General features: G+C 71.7%; 14 protein-coding genes, 3 tRNA genes and 1 pseudogene. 4 read left to right on the top strand and 14 right to left on the bottom strand.

Annotated elements, in window-relative coordinates; translation table 11 throughout:
- Positions 1–54: 54 nt before the first annotated feature.
- The 5 genes from rplA to AC0VYN_RS02975 all read right to left on the bottom strand — a co-directional run bounded on the left by rplA (position 55) and on the right by AC0VYN_RS02975 (position 2902).
- Positions 55–780 carry a 50S ribosomal protein L1 gene (gene rplA / locus AC0VYN_RS02995; RefSeq protein ID WP_475534661.1) on the bottom strand — a complete coding sequence of 242 codons (726 nt, stop codon included), beginning with the start codon at positions 778–780 and terminating at the stop codon, positions 55–57.
- A gap of 81 nt (positions 781–861) precedes the next feature.
- On the bottom strand, positions 862–1296 hold the full coding sequence (gene rplK / locus AC0VYN_RS02990) for a 50S ribosomal protein L11 (protein WP_006130605.1): 435 nt from the start codon (positions 1294–1296) through the stop codon (positions 862–864).
- A 169-nt stretch (positions 1297–1465) separates the two neighbouring features.
- A complete protein-coding gene (gene nusG / locus AC0VYN_RS02985) occupies positions 1466–2353 on the bottom strand; it encodes a transcription termination/antitermination protein NusG (protein ID WP_475534660.1) in 888 nt (295 codons plus the stop codon).
- An 80-nt stretch (positions 2354–2433) separates the two neighbouring features.
- Complete coding sequence (gene secE, locus AC0VYN_RS02980) at positions 2434–2721, bottom strand: preprotein translocase subunit SecE (RefSeq protein ID WP_385471708.1); 288 nt, start codon at positions 2719–2721, stop codon at positions 2434–2436.
- Between the two features lie 108 nt (positions 2722–2829).
- Positions 2830–2902, bottom strand: a tRNA-Trp gene (locus tag AC0VYN_RS02975).
- A gap of 262 nt (positions 2903–3164) precedes the next feature.
- Here AC0VYN_RS02975 and AC0VYN_RS02970 point away from each other — a divergent pair.
- A complete protein-coding gene (locus tag AC0VYN_RS02970) occupies positions 3165–4391 on the top strand; it encodes a pyridoxal phosphate-dependent aminotransferase (RefSeq protein WP_451689356.1) in 1227 nt (408 codons plus the stop codon).
- Positions 4392–4511: 120 nt separating this feature from the next.
- Positions 4512–5552: an adenosine deaminase gene (locus AC0VYN_RS02965; RefSeq protein WP_475534659.1), complete on the top strand. Its 1041-nt coding sequence runs from the start codon at positions 4512–4514 to the stop codon at positions 5550–5552.
- Here AC0VYN_RS02965 and AC0VYN_RS02960 read toward each other — a convergent pair.
- From AC0VYN_RS02960 to AC0VYN_RS02920, 9 genes and pseudogenes are all read right to left on the bottom strand, one after another.
- Positions 5533–6202 (bottom strand): annotated as a pseudogene (locus AC0VYN_RS02960) (hypothetical protein). The gene AC0VYN_RS02965 and the pseudogene AC0VYN_RS02960 sit on opposite strands and share 20 nt — an antisense overlap.
- A 96-nt stretch (positions 6203–6298) precedes the next feature.
- On the bottom strand, positions 6299–7354 hold the full coding sequence (locus AC0VYN_RS02955; RefSeq protein WP_475534658.1) for a UDP-N-acetylmuramate dehydrogenase: 1056 nt from the start codon (positions 7352–7354) through the stop codon (positions 6299–6301).
- A gap of 93 nt (positions 7355–7447) precedes the next feature.
- Entirely contained in the window at positions 7448–8908 is a 1461-nt protein-coding gene (locus tag AC0VYN_RS02950) for an MFS transporter (protein ID WP_475534657.1), read from the bottom strand.
- 147 nt (positions 8909–9055) lie between these two features.
- The gene (locus tag AC0VYN_RS02945; RefSeq protein WP_475534656.1) at positions 9056–9628 is read right to left on the bottom strand and encodes a TetR/AcrR family transcriptional regulator; all 573 of its coding nucleotides are present in this window, start codon (positions 9626–9628) and stop codon (positions 9056–9058) included.
- Positions 9629–9745: 117 nt separating this feature from the next.
- A complete protein-coding gene (locus tag AC0VYN_RS02940) occupies positions 9746–10207 on the bottom strand; it encodes a MaoC family dehydratase (RefSeq protein WP_451689352.1) in 462 nt (153 codons plus the stop codon).
- Between the two features lie 7 nt (positions 10208–10214).
- Complete coding sequence (locus AC0VYN_RS02935; protein WP_385471687.1) at positions 10215–10667, bottom strand: FAS1-like dehydratase domain-containing protein; 453 nt, start codon at positions 10665–10667, stop codon at positions 10215–10217.
- Between the two features lie 116 nt (positions 10668–10783).
- Positions 10784–10948, bottom strand: coding sequence for a 50S ribosomal protein L33 (gene rpmG, locus AC0VYN_RS02930; RefSeq protein ID WP_003948671.1), 165 nt, complete (start codon positions 10946–10948; stop codon positions 10784–10786).
- An 89-nt stretch (positions 10949–11037) separates the two neighbouring features.
- Positions 11038–11110: transfer RNA gene (locus tag AC0VYN_RS02925), tRNA-Met, on the bottom strand.
- Between the two features lie 46 nt (positions 11111–11156).
- Positions 11157–11229: transfer RNA gene (locus AC0VYN_RS02920), tRNA-Thr, on the bottom strand.
- Between the two features lie 293 nt (positions 11230–11522).
- On the opposite strand from AC0VYN_RS02920, the gene AC0VYN_RS02915 reads away from it, so the two are divergent.
- Together AC0VYN_RS02915 and AC0VYN_RS02910 are read left to right on the top strand one after the other, a co-directional pair.
- Positions 11523–12815 carry an amidohydrolase family protein gene (locus AC0VYN_RS02915; protein ID WP_475534655.1) on the top strand — a complete coding sequence of 431 codons (1293 nt, stop codon included), beginning with the start codon at positions 11523–11525 and terminating at the stop codon, positions 12813–12815.
- Positions 12816–12970: 155 nt separating this feature from the next.
- Entirely contained in the window at positions 12971–13627 is a 657-nt protein-coding gene (locus AC0VYN_RS02910; RefSeq protein ID WP_475534654.1) for an NAD(P)H-binding protein, read from the top strand.
- Positions 13628–13631 lie beyond the last annotated feature (4 nt).

Genomic DNA, 13631 nt, shown 5'->3' with positions numbered 1-13631 from the left:
GCCCCGCACCTCGGAAGGTGCGGGGCCCGTGAACCGGTGGGGCGAGCCGTTGGCTCAGACCGCGGCCGGGTCCTCCTCGACGAGGAGGTTGCGGGTGCGGTTGGAGTCGAGCGGGATGCCGGGGCCCATCGTGGTGCTGATGGCGGCCTTCTTGATGTAGCGGCCCTTGGCGGCGGACGGCTTCAGACGGAGGATCTCCTCCAGCGCCGCACCGTAGTTCTCCACCAGCTTGGTGTCGTCGAACGACGTCTTGCCGATGATGAAGTGCAGGTTCGAGTGCTTGTCGACGCGGAACTCGATCTTGCCGCCCTTGATCTCGGTGACCGCCTTGGCGGTGTCCGGGGTCACGGTGCCGGTCTTGGGGTTCGGCATGAGACCACGGGGACCGAGCACGCGGCCGAGGCGGCCGACCTTGCCCATGAGGTCCGGGGTGGCGACGACGGCGTCGAAGTCCAGACGGCCCTTCGACACCTCGTCGATCAGCTCGTCGGCGCCGACGATGTCGGCGCCCGCGGCACGCGCGGCCTCGGCACGGTCACCGGTCGCGAAGACCAGGACCCGGGCGGTCTTGCCGGTGCCGTGCGGGAGGTTCACGGTGCCACGGACCATCTGGTCGGCCTTGCGCGGGTCGACACCCAGGCGGAAGGCGACCTCGACGGTGCCGTCGAACTTGGTCGTGGAGGTCTCCTTGGCGAGACGGACGGCCTCGAGCGGGGCGTAGAGCTTGTCCCGGTCGATCTTGGCGTCCGCAGCGCGGAGAGACTTGCTGCGCTTGCTCACTACTGCTCCTGTTGGCTTCTTAGGAGTCGTGGTCCGGGCCGAGCAGGCCCCGCCACTTCTGCTTGCTTACGGGGGTGGAGGTCAGCCCTCGACCGTGACGCCCATGGAACGCGCGGTGCCGGCGATGATCTTCTCGGCGGCGTCCAGGTCGTTGGCGTTGAGGTCGGGCATCTTGGTGGTGGCGATCTCGCGGACCTGGTCACGCGTGATCTTCGCGACCTTGGTCTTGTGCGGCTCGCCGGAGCCCTTCTCCACGCCCGCGGCCTTGAGGATCATCTTGGCGGCCGGCGGCGTCTTGGTGATGAAGGTGAAGGAGCGGTCCTCGTAGACCGTGATCTCCACCGGGATGACCCAGCCACGCTGCGACTCGGTCGCGGCGTTGTAGGCCTTGCAGAACTCCATGATGTTGACGCCGTGCTGACCCAGCGCGGGGCCGACCGGCGGAGCCGGGTTGGCGGCACCGGCCTGGATCTGGAGCTTGATGAGCCCCGTGACCTTCTTCTTCTTGGGAGGCATAGCTCTCCGGGTCCTTTCGATTCGGGTCCTGCCCGCATCCGGGGAACCACCCGGACACAGGCATACCGCACAACGATAACGGGTATGGATGCGCGGCCAAAAACCGGGCAGGTCAGACGACGCGCGAGCGTCGCCTGACCTGCCCGGAAGCGGTACGTCCGAAGAAGTGCTAGTTCTTCTGGATCTGGTCGAAGCTCAGCTCGACCGGGGTCTCGCGGCCGAAGATCTCGACGAGGCCCTTGACCTTCTTCGAGTCGGCGTTGATCTCGTTGATCGTGGCCTGCAGCGTGGCGAACGGGCCGTCGGTGACGGTGACCGAGTCGCCGACCTCGAAGTCCAGGACCTGGACCTCGACCTTGCGCTGCGGAGCCGGCCTGCCCTCGGCCTCGGCGGCCTCGCGGGCGGCCTTCTCCTCGGCCTCGGGGGCGAGCATCTTGACGATCTCGTCCAGCGTCAGCGGGTACGGGTCGTAGGCGTTGCCCACGAAGCCGGTGACGCCGGGGGTGTTGCGGACGACGCCCCAGGACTCGTTGGTCAGGTCCATGCGGACCAGGACGTATCCCGGCAGCTTGTTCTGGCGGATCGTCTTGCGGTCGCCGTTCTTGATCTGGACGACCTCTTCCTGCGGCACCTCGGCCTGGAAGATGTAGTCCTCGACGTTGAGCGAGACGGCGCGCTGCTCGAGGTTGGTCTTCACGCGGTTCTCGTAACCGGCGTAGGTGTGGATCACGTACCACTCGCCGGGCAGGACGCGCAGCTCCTGGCGGAGCTTCTCGATCGGGTCCAGCTCGGGCTCGGGCTCCGCGGTCTCCGCGTCCTCGGCCTCGGCGTCCTCGGCGTCCGCGTCGGCGGACTCGCCCTCCGTGGCCTCGACCTCGTCCTCGTCCTGGACCTGCTCGGCCTCGTCCTCGGCGACGACGGCGTCGGCAGCCTCGACCTCGGCGGAGGTCTCGGTGTCCTCGTTGTCCGCGCCCTCGACAATGCCGAGCTCGTCCTCGACGGACTCGACAGCCTCCCCGCGAGGCTCAACGGCGTCGTTCACGTTCGGGTCAGACACGGTGGCTGCTTCTTCCTGGATACATAGGGGTGGAACACGCGAAAGGGGCGCCGGGTACCTCGGCGCCCTTCGCTCTCGACTCAGCCGAAGACGTACTTGGCGGCGTGGCTGAAGCCATAGTCAATCAGAGTCACCAGGCCGATCATGATGACCACGAAGATGATCACGACCGTGGTGTACGTCGTCAGCTGGTTGCGACTGGGCCAGACGACCTTGCGGAGCTCCGCGACGATCTGGCGGTAGAAGAGCGCGAGGCGCTTCAGCGGACCCTTCTTGGCCCGCTTGCCGCCCTTGCGGGTCTTCTTCTTGGAGTCCGGCGCCTCGTCCTGGGCATCAGGCATGTCGATGGAGCCCACGGCGTCCGTCACTCGTCCTCACCTGATTCCGGGTCGTGGCCGTGCCGCGCCCGGTCTGAGCCGCACGGCGTTGCATTGCTGTACGTACATGCGCACACATCCTGGCGAAGGTGTGTGTAGCAGGGCCGGAGGGACTTGAACCCCCAACCGCTGGTTTTGGAGACCAGTGCTCTACCAATTGAGCTACGACCCTTTGCGTGTCCCCCAACGTACCGCATCCGACCGGATGCTTGGTGTGCACCGGCTTGAGTGCGGGCCGCTGAAGGCCAACGAGTGGAGAGTGTACGTGTTCCCGGGCCGGGCGTCGAACAGAAAGCACCCGGGGAGCACCACCCCGACGAAAGATCGTCCTGGCCGCGACGCCGATCCGGACTGGTGTTCAAGGGTTTGCCCGGTGTTGTTCAGTACGTGAAACCGCTGTGCCGCGCGGGTTACCGGTCTGGAACGATGGGTCCATGAGCGCTGCAACCCCTCCCACCGAGCGCCGGGTCTCCGCCCGAGTCGGCGCGATCTCCGAGTCCGCCACCCTCGCCGTGGACGCCAAGGCCAAGGCCCTCAAGGCCGCCGGGCGACCGGTGATCGGCTTCGGCGCCGGTGAACCCGACTTCCCGACGCCCGGCTACATCGTCGAGGCCGCGATCGAGGCCTGCAAGAACCCGAAGTTCCACCGCTACACGCCGGCCGGCGGACTGCCCGAGCTGAAGGCCGCGATCGCCGCGAAGACGCTGCGCGACTCGGGCTACGAGGTCGACCCCTCGCAGATCCTGGTCACCAACGGCGGCAAGCAGGCCATCTACGAGGCGTTCGCCGCGATCCTCGACCCGGGCGACGAGGTCATCGTCCCGGCGCCGTACTGGACGACGTACCCCGAGTCGATCCGGCTGGCCGGCGGTGTGCCGGTCGAGGTCGTCGCCGACGAGACGACCGGCTACCGGGTGAGCGTGGAGCAGCTGGAGGCCGCGCGCACGGAGAAGACCAAGGTCGTCCTCTTCGTGTCGCCCTCGAACCCGACGGGTGCCGTGTACGGCGAGGCGGAGACCGAGGCGATCGGCCGCTGGGCCGTCGAGCACGGCCTGTGGGTGCTGACCGACGAGATCTACGAGCACCTCGTCTACGGCGACGCCGTCTCCGTCTCCATGCCGGCGCTGCTGCCCGAGCTGCGCGACAAGTGCATCGTGGTCAACGGCGTAGCGAAGACGTACGCGATGACCGGCTGGCGCGTCGGGTGGGTCATCGGCCCGAAGGACGTCGTCAAGGCCGCGACGAACCTCCAGTCGCACGCCACGTCCAACGTGTCCAACGTCGCCCAGGCGGCGGCGCTGGCCGCGGTCTCCGGCGACCTGGACGCCGTGGCGAAGATGCGGGAGGCCTTCGACCGGCGCCGCAGGACCATCGTGCGGATGCTCAACGAGATCGACGGCGTGCTGTGCCCGGAGCCGGAGGGCGCGTTCTACGCCTACCCGTCGGTGAAGGAGCTGCTCGGCAAGGAGATCCGCGGCAAGCGTCCCCAGGACAGCGTGGAGCTGGCCGCGCTGATCCTGGAGGAGGCCGAGGTCGCGGTGGTGCCCGGCGAGGCCTTCGGCACGCCCGGCTACCTGCGGCTGTCGTACGCGCTCGGCGACGAGGACCTCGTCGAGGGCGTGAGCCGGATCCAGAAGCTGCTGGCGGAGGCGCGGGACTGACCTCCGCTTCCCCGCAGGGCGCCCCGTGATGTCACGGGGCGCCCTGTTTGTTTGTGCGAGCAAGACCACGTACGGGGAAAGTGCTGTCCGGCCGGGCGTGTCGTGCGGCAGGATCACTGAATGGAGCGCGTACGTGATCTCTCTGAACTGCCGAAGGCCCATCTGCACCTGCACTTCACCGGGTCGATGCGGCCCGCCACCCTGCTGGAACTGGCCGACAAGCACGGCGTGCGGCTGCCCGAGTCCCTGACCGAGGCGCTGACCAGCGGGGAGCCGCCGCGCCTGCGGGCCACCGACGAGCGGGGCTGGTTCCGCTTCCAGCGGCTGTACGACGCGGCGCGGTCGTGTCTGCAGGAGCCGGAGGACATCCGGCGGCTGGTCCAGGAGGCGGCGGAGGAGGACGTGCGGGACGGCTCGGGCTGGCTGGAGATCCAGGTGGACCCGACGTCGTACGCGCCGCGGCTGGGCGGGCTGATCCCGGCGCTGGAGATCATCCTGGACGCGGTGGAGACGACCGTGCGGGACACCGGGATCGGGATGCGGGTGCTGGTCGCCGCGAACCGGATGAAGCATCCCCTGGACGCGCGCACCCTGGCCCGGCTGGCGGTGCGGTACGCGGACCGCGGGGTGGTCGGCTTCGGGCTGTCGAACGACGAACGGCGCGGCATGGCGCGGGACTTCGACCGGGCGTTCGCGATCGCGCGCGAGGGCGGGCTGCTGTCGGCGCCGCACGGGGGCGAGCTGACCGGGCCGGCGTCGGTGCGGGACTGCCTGGACGACCTGGAGGCGGACCGGATCGGGCACGGCGTGCGGGCGGCGGAGGATCCGCGGCTGCTGAAGCGCCTCGCGGACCGGCAGGTGACCTGCGAGGTGTGTCCGGCGTCGAACGTGGCCCTGGGCGTGTACGAGAAGCCCGAGGACGTGCCGCTGCGGACCCTGTTCGAGGCGGGGGTGCCGATGGCGCTGGGCGCGGACGACCCGCTGCTGTTCGGCTCGCGGCTGGCGGCGCAGTACGAGATCGCCCGGCAGCACCACGGGTTCACCGACGCGGAGCTGGCGGAACTGGCCCGGCAGTCCGTGCGGGGCTCGGCGGCGCCCGACGGGGTGAAGGACAAGCTGCTGGCCGGCGTCGACGCCTGGCTCAGCGCCCCGGCCGTCTGAAGTGGGCGTACGGCGGGTACGGCTTGAAGGCGAGCACGATCTCCGGGTGCCGCCACGGGTCGGGGTCCGGGGCCAGTTCGCCGTGCAGGCGGGTGACGAACGCCGCGCGCCCCTTGGCGACGCCCTCCTGCCGGGGTCCCCCGGCCGGCCGCCTCGGCCAGGGCGGTCGCCGCGGAGGCGAAGGCGGTCCGCTCGCCGATGAGGAAGTACGTGCGGGCGTGCGTGGTGTGGCGCAGCGGCTCGCGGGCGTGGGGCCGGTCGAACCAGGCCCGGGCGTGGCGGGCCGTGCGCGCCTCGTCGGTCCGGACGGTGAGCGGTGTGCCGCGGCCCAGCCCGCGGCGCAGCTCGGGCCACTTGGTGGGGCGCAGTCCCGCCTCGGGGTGCGCCAGGACCAGGTCGACCAGCTCGCCCTGTCCCTCGTCGGGCGGTACGCCGTCGCGCAGGGGGACGTGCACGACCGTGTGGCGTGAGCAGGCGGCGAAGGAGAACAGGCCGGCGAGCCGGTTCAGCCCGTCGTGGTCGCCCATGAGCATGCCGTAGGCGTTCTCCGGGTCGCGCAGCGAGGTGTGGCGCAGGGGTGTGCGCGGCTGGACCACCCGGTGGGTGTGCGGGCCGGTGCGGGGGCGGTACTCGGTGAGTCTCAGCCGCATGGGGGACGCCTCATGGTCCGAGCGTGCCGGTCGGGAGGGCCGGCCGGCAACGGGGATTCCGCCCGACGGCGCCGTCCCGGCCGGGCGGACGGTCCGCTAGAGGCTGACGCCGACCGTCACCGGCTCGTTGACCAGGGTGACGCCGAAGGCCTCGTGGACGCCGGCGACGACCTCGCGGGCCAGCGCGAGGAGGTCCTCCGTGGTCGCCTCGCCGCGGTTGGTGAGGGCGAGGGTGTGCTTGGTGGAGATCCGGGCGGGACCGGTGCCGTAGCCCTTGGTGAAGCCGGCCTTGTCGATCAGCCAGGCCGCGGAGGTCTTGACGCGGCCCTCCCCCGCCGGGAAGGCGGGGGGCTCGACGCCGGCGCCGAGCCGCTCGTCCACCCGGGCGCGGAAGGCCGCGAACTCCGTGTCGGTGAGGATCGGGTTGGTGAAGAACGACCCGGCCGACCAGGTGTCGTGGTCCTCGGGGTCCAGGACCATGCCCTTGCCGGCGCGCAGTCTCAGCACGGTCTCGCGGGCGGCGGCCAGCGGCACCCGGCCGCCGGGCTCGACGCCGAGGGCGCGGGCCGTCTCGGCGTAGCGCAGCTGGGCGGAGAGTCCGCCCGCGTCCTCCAGGGCGAAGCGGACGCGCAGGACGACGTACCGGTCCGGTTCGGCCTTGAAGCGGCTGTGGCGGTAGGCGAAGGCGCAGTCGGCGTTGGCGAGGGTGACCGTGTCGCGGTTCCGGCGGTCGTAGGCGATCACTTCGGTGATCGTGGAGGAGACCTCCTGGCCGTAGGCCCCCACGTTCTGGATGGGGGTGGCGCCCGCCGAGCCGGGGATGCCGGCCAGGCACTCGATGCCGGCGAGCCCGACCTCGACGGTGCGGGCGACGGCGTCGGTCCACACCTCGCCGGCCGCGAGCTCCAGCGTCGTGCCGTCGAGCGAGAGACCGCGCGTGGCGATGTGCAGGGCGGTGCCGTCGAAGCCCTTGTCGCCGATGACGAGGTTGGATCCGCCGCCGATGAGCAGCAGAGGGGTGCCGGTGTCGTCGGCCTCGCGGACGGCGGCGATCACCTCGGCGTCGGTGGTGGCCGTGATCAGCCGGGTCGCGGGGCCGCCCAGCCGGAAGGTGGTCAGCGGGGCGAGGGGGGCGTCGTGGATTTCCTGCACGCGCCCAAGACTACGAGACGGCGGCGGCGGCCCGGGGCAACGGGAAGCGCCCCGACCGGTCGGCCGGGGCGCTCGCCTCAGGGTGTGCGCGGGTCAGCGCGCGACCAGTTCCTCCTTCGGCGCGGGTGCCGTTCCGGCGGAGGCCGGCGCGGGGCCGTCGGCGGGCGTGCTGTCGTCCCGACGGCGGCCCGGGATCAGCAGGGCCGCGACGCCGCCGAGGGCCACCACCGCGGCGCCCACCGCGACCGCGGGCCGCAGCCCGTCGACGAAGGACTGCGCGGACTCGTAGCCGCCCTGCGCCGCGAAGATCGAGGCCATGACCGCGATGCCGAGCGCGCCGCCCACCTCGCGCAGGGCGTTGTTGGCGCCGGAGGCGATGCCCTGCTCCTTCGGGGCGACGCTGGACATCACCAGGGCGGAGGCGGGGGCGAAGAAGAGGGCCATGCCGATGCCGCTGACGACCAGGCCCGGCAGCTGGGCCGCGTAGGAGGTGTCGGCCGTGATCACGGAGGCGAGGTAGCCGAGGCCGGCCGCCTGGAGGAAGAGCCCGGTGGCGACGACCGGGCGCCCCCCGATCCGGTCCGAGAGGATGCCGGCGATCGGCGCGACCAGCATGGGCATGCCGGTCCAGGGCAGCATGCGCAGGCCCGCCTCGGTGGGCGAGTAGCCGAGCACGCCCTGCATGTACTGGCTGAGCAGGAAGATCGAGCCGAACATGCCCAGGAACATCAGCAGGCTCGCCGCGTTGATGCCGGAGAAGGCCCGGGAGCGGAACAGCCGCATCGGGAGCATCGGGTTCTTGGCGCGGGTGCTGTAGAGGACGAACCCGGTCAGCAGCGCGCCGCCGGCGACCAGCGCGGTCAGCACCACGGCTCCGGTCCAGCCGTCCACCGGCCCACGGACCAGGCCGTAGACGACGCCGAAGAGCCCGCCGCTGGCGAGGAGCGTGCCGGGGAGGTCGAGCGGTGCGCCGGTGCCGTGCGACTCGGCGAGGCGGAGGCGGGCGAGCGGCAGCAGGGCCAGCCCCAGGGGAACGTTCAGCCAGAAGATCCACTGCCACGAGATGTGCTCGGTGAGGGTGCCGCCGATCAGCGGCCCGGAGGCCACGGCGAGCCCGTTGACGGCGCCCCAGATGCCGTACGCCATCCCGCGCCGTTCCGCGGGCACGGCGGCCGTCAGCAGGGTCAGGGTCAACGGCATCATGATCGCCGCGCCGACGCCCTGGACCGCCCGGGCGGCGATGAGGGAGTCGATGCCGGGCGCCATGGCCGCGGCGGCGGAGGCGCCGGTGAAGACGGCGAGTCCGACCAGGAAGAGCTTGCGGCGGCCGAAGCGGTCGCCGAGGGCGGCGCCGAACATGAGCAGCACCGCGAAGGTGAGCGTGTAGGCGCTGACGGTCCATTCCAGGTCGTGCAGCGCTCCGCCCAGGTCCTCCCGGATGGAGGGCAGGGCGGTGGTGACCACGAGATTGTCCAGGGCCGCCATGAAACCGGCGACGCTGGTGATGACGAGGGCCCAGCCTGCTCCCCCGCGGCGTGCGTTCTGCTGTGACATCTCTCCCCCAGAGGGTGTTCACTGCCTGCGGATGTGGTGGTCGGTGCTGATGAACTTCACGGCCGAAGTGATTAGTAATCGATGACTAACTACTGCGGGCAGACCGGAGCGCTCGCCCCGGGCGTGCCACGGGCGTCCGCCCGCGCCCTACCCTTCTTCCGGCCCCTGCTGGGGCCGGGCCGAGAGGTAGAGGCCCTCCCAGACGCGGTGCCCGGGCGGGAAGCCCATGGCGGCCAGGGCGTTGACCAGCATGCCGACCGCCATGAAGGACGTCGTCCCGCCGATGTCGCCGCCGAGGGGCACGTGCACGGCATCCCAGAGTTCGAGCCAGCCCTTGCGGACCATCTCGCCGAACTCGTGATCCCCTGCCGCCTCCGCCGCCGAGACGGTGACGTAGACCTGCAACTGCATCTGGAGCCGCTCGGGCCGCTCGGCGATCAGCCGCATGTACGCCTCGGCCATGGCGTGCAGTGCCTCGTCGCCGTGCAGCCCGTCGGACGACTCCTCGAAGACCCGGCGCACGTCCTGAAGGCAGCGCTCCGCCACCGCCAGGAACATCGCCTTCTTGCTCGGGAAGAGCCGGAACAGGTACGGCTGGGAGACGCCCACCCGTTTGGCGATGGCTTCCGTGGAGGTGCCGTAGTAGCCGCCCCGCGCGAACTCGCTCATCGCCGCCCGGATGACACTCTCACGCCGCTCTTCCGCGCTCATCCTGACCATGCCCGTAAGTTAGTACTCAATCACTAACCAAGTCAAGCGGTGGTCCGGGGCCGCTCGTGGAACAGGGGGCGCCTCCGTGGAGGACGCCCCCTGTCCGGGGCACGGGTGCCGGGATCGTCAGGCGAGCCGTACGACCGCGCGGGACATGCCGAGGACCTTCTGGCCGGCGCTGGTGGCCAGCAGGTCGACACGGACGGTGTTGTCGTCGAGCTTGGCCGCGACCTTGCCGCTGACCTCGATCAGGGCGCCCTCGTCGTCGTTCGGGACGACGACGGGGCGGGTGAAGCGGACGCCGTACTCGACGACCGAGCCCGGGTCGCCGGTCCAGTCGGTCACCACGCGGATGGCCTCGGCCATGGTGAACATGCCGTGCGCGATGACGTCCGGGAGGCCGACCTCCTTGGCGAACCTCTCGTTCCAGTGGATCGGGTTGAAGTCGCCGGAGGCGCCCGCGTAGCGCACGAGCGTGGCGCGGGTCACGGGGAAGCTCTGCGCCGGCAGCTCGGTGCCGACCTCGACGTCGCTGTACGCGATCCTCGCCGTCGCGGGGTGCGCGGGGGGCTGCGTCACGGGGTGCATGGGGTGCTCACGCCTCCTCGGCCGCGCGGGCCACGAGCTTGGTCCAGGCGGTCACGACGTGCTCGCCGGCCTCGTCGTGGACCTCGCCGCGGATGTCCAGTATGTCGTTGCCGGCCATCGACTTGATCGCCTCGATGGTGGAGGTGACCGTGAGCCGGTCACCGGCCCGCACCGGGCGGGCGTAGGCGAACTTCTGGTCGCCGTGCACCACCCGGCTGTAGTCCAGGCCGAGCTGCGGGTCCTCTATGACCTGACCCGCCGCCTTGAACGTGATCGAGAACACGAAGGTCGGCGGAGCGATCACATCCGGATGGCCGAGCGCCTTCGCCGCCTCCGCGTCCGTGTACGCCGGATTGGCGTCCCCCACCGCCTCCGCGAACTCGCGGATCTTCTCCCGCCCCACCTCGTAGGGCGCGGTGGGCGGGTAGGTCCGCCCCACGAACGACTGGTCGAGCGCCATGGGCTCGCAACCTCCTGCTGCTGTCTGCGACTACTGCTGTCTCTGCGGCTACCGCCGGACACAACGACGCGAGGCCGTCCCCAAACTACGGGGACGGCCTCGCGTACGAGCCTGATTTATCGCGTTTCGCGGTGCGCGGTGTGCGCATTGCAACGCGGGCAGTGCTTCTTCATCTCAAGACGGTCCGGGTTGTTACGCCGGTTCTTCTTGGTGATGTAGTTCCGCTCCTTGCACTCCACGCAGGCCAGCGTGATCTTCGGGCGGACGTCGGTGGCAGCCACGTGAGTGCTCCTTGACGGACGGATTGATGGTATTAACGCAGGAAAGAGTAGCCGATTGAAGGACCGACCCCGCAATCGGCTACCAGAAGTAGCGGTGACCGGACTTGAACCGGTGACACAGCGATTATGAGCCGCTTGCTCTACCGACTGAGCTACACCGCTGTGATGTGATCGGGCCCCGCCTCGCGGCGGGAACCTCTCACACCAGAGCCCCAAAACGGAATCGAACCGTTGACCTTCTCCTTACCATGGAGACGCTCTGCCGACTGAGCTATTGGGGCGAGCGATGAAGACATTACACGGTCGCCCGCCGTTCGCCCAAATCCGTTTCGCCGACCCTGCCCCGTCCCGTCCCCCGGGCACCCGGACGCCCCATGCGCACCACCCCGAAGAGCCCGCGGACGCGGTACCGACGGGCCCACGGACGCGAACGCCGGCGGCCCTCGGGGGCGCGGCCCGCACCGGTACGACTATTGCGCTCCTCCGCGCCACGGGCGGGTCGCCGTCCTAGGCTCGACCTCACTCCGCGTGATCTTGCGCTCCCCCTGCGCAGTCCCGAGCCCAGAGGAGTGCGATGCCCGACAGCCAGCCGCAGCCGCCCCGGTCGCCGTTCCCCTCGGGCCCGGCCGGCCACGGCTCACTGCTGCTGGCGGGGGCCCGGCTCACCGACGGCCGGACCGTGGACGTGCGGCTGTACGGCGGGCGCATCGAGGCGGTCGGCACGGCCGGCAGCCTGGCCACGGCCCGCCCGCCCGGCCCCGGCACACGGGTGGACCTCACCGGCTACCTCCTCCTGCCCGCCCCCGCCGAACCGCACGCCCACGGCGACACGGCGCTCACGGCCGACGTCCCCGGCCCGGTCTCCCACGAACCCGAGGACGTCCAGCGCCGGGTCACCGAGGCCGTCCTGCTCCAGCTGGGGCACGGGGCGACCGCGCTGCGGGCCCATGTGCGGGTGGGTGACGTGCCGGGGCTGGGCGCGCTGCTCGCCGTCCTGCGGGCGCGGCGGGCGCTGCGCGGGCTGGCCGAGCTGACGACGGTGGCCATGCCGAGGGTGCTGACCGGGGTGGCCGGGGCCGACGGGCTGGCGATGCTGCGGGACGCGGTCAAGATGGGCGCGGACGTGGTGGGCGGGTGCCCGGACCTGGACCCCGACCCGGCGGGGTACGTGGAGGCGGTCCTGGAGGTCGCCGCCGAGCACGGCTGCCCGGTGGACCTGCACACGGACGCCGCCGACCCGGCGCGGCTGGCCCGGCTGGCGGCGATGGCGGGCGGACTGCGTCCCGGGGTGACCGTCGGGCCCTGCGACGCGCTGGGGCGGCTGCCCGCGGACGTGGCCTCGCGGGCCGCGGACCAGCTGGCGGCGGCCGGGGTCGCCGTGCTGTGCCTGCCCCAGGGGCCCTGCGGCCCGGGCGGTGACGGGGGCGCCGATCACCGCGAGGGCACCGCACCGGTACGGCTGCTGCGGGCCGCGGGGGTGCGGGTCGCCGCCGGCAGCGGGGCGCTGCGGGACGTGTCCAACCCGGTCGGACGGGGCGACCCGCTGGAGGCGGCGTACCTGCTGGCCTCGCGCCACGGGCTGCGTCCCGAGGAGGCCTACGACGCGGTGAGCGGCGCGGCGCGGACGACGCTGGGCCTGCCCGAGGTGCGGGTGGAGGCGGGCTTCCCCGCCGAGCTGCTCGCGGTGCGCGGGGACCGGCTCGCGGGCGCGCTGTCGCTGGCCTACGGGCGGATCGTGGTGCACCGGGGGCGGGTGGTGGCCCGCACGAGCGCGGTGCGGGAGTACGGCGACTCGACGGCCTCGGCGGAGCTGGGACTGCCGCGGCAGGGACGCGGGGAGCGACCCGAGGGGTGGGGGCCGGCCTGAGGGGCGTGACCGCGCGATGCGCGATCTCGACGTGCGGGCGTCGCACGGGCCGTCCGGACGGGAGCGGACGGGCGCCGGGGTGATGCCCGTGGGGGCCGCCGGACACGGCCGAAGTCATGCGGCGCGGGCGGCCGTCGGGGCGTACGGTCGGAGACATGCGCATTGTCATCGCTGGTGGTCATGGTCAGATCGCGTTGCGGCTGGAGCGCCTGCTCGCCGCGCGTGGTGACGAGGTGGCGGGCATCATCCGCAAGGCCGAGCAGGCCGACGACCTGCGCGCGGCCGGTGCCGAACCGGTCGTGCTCGACCTGGAGTCGGCCTCGGTCGAGGAGGTCGCGGAGCGGCTGCGGGGCGCGGACGCGGCGGTCTTCGCGGCGGGCGCGGGCCCGGGCAGCGGGGCGGCCCGCAAGGACACGGTGGACAAGGCGGCGGCGGTCCTCTTCGCGGACGCGGCCGTCCGCGCGGGCGTGCGGCGCTTCGTGATCGTGTCGTCCATGGGCGCCGACCCGGGGCACGCGGGGGACGAGATCTTCGACGTGTACCTGCGTGCCAAGGGCGAGGCGGACGCGTACGTGCGCGCTCAGGACGCGCTGGACTGGACGGTCCTGCGGCCCGGTCAGCTGACGGACGACGCCGGCACCGGCCTCGTGCGCCTGGAGGCACACACCGGCCGGGGCCCGGTCCCGCGGGACGACGTGGCCGCCGTCCTGGCGGAGCTCGTCGACACCCCGGCGACGACCGGCCTGACCCTGGAGCTGATCAGCGGCTCGGCGCCGGTGTCGGTGGCGGTGAAGTCGGTGGCCGGCAACTGAACGC

The sequence above is a fragment of the Streptomyces sp. 63XJN7_1_ISO-PGPR-S23-121 genome (assembly GCF_056173025.1).
This window is presented reverse-complemented; position numbering and strand designations above follow the sequence as displayed.

Excerpts from the sequence above, each read along its gene's own strand:
- rplK (WP_006130605.1), bottom strand. The coding sequence starts at position 1,296 with ATGCCTCCCAAGAAGAAGAAGGTCACGGGGCTCATCAAGCTCCAGATC.
- AC0VYN_RS02970 (WP_451689356.1), top strand. The coding sequence starts at position 3,165 with ATGAGCGCTGCAACCCCTCCCACCGAGCGCCGGGTCTCCGCCCGAGTC.
- AC0VYN_RS02965 (WP_475534659.1), top strand. The coding sequence starts at position 4,512 with ATGGAGCGCGTACGTGATCTCTCTGAACTGCCGAAGGCCCATCTGCAC.
- AC0VYN_RS02950 (WP_475534657.1), bottom strand. The coding sequence starts at position 8,908 with ATGTCACAGCAGAACGCACGCCGCGGGGGAGCAGGCTGGGCCCTCGTC.
- AC0VYN_RS02945 (WP_475534656.1), bottom strand. The coding sequence starts at position 9,628 with ATGGTCAGGATGAGCGCGGAAGAGCGGCGTGAGAGTGTCATCCGGGCG.
- AC0VYN_RS02940 (WP_451689352.1), bottom strand. The coding sequence starts at position 10,207 with ATGCACCCCGTGACGCAGCCCCCCGCGCACCCCGCGACGGCGAGGATC.
- AC0VYN_RS02935 (WP_385471687.1), bottom strand. The coding sequence starts at position 10,667 with ATGGCGCTCGACCAGTCGTTCGTGGGGCGGACCTACCCGCCCACCGCG.
- AC0VYN_RS02915 (WP_475534655.1), top strand. The coding sequence starts at position 11,523 with ATGCCCGACAGCCAGCCGCAGCCGCCCCGGTCGCCGTTCCCCTCGGGC.
- AC0VYN_RS02910 (WP_475534654.1), top strand. The coding sequence starts at position 12,971 with ATGCGCATTGTCATCGCTGGTGGTCATGGTCAGATCGCGTTGCGGCTG.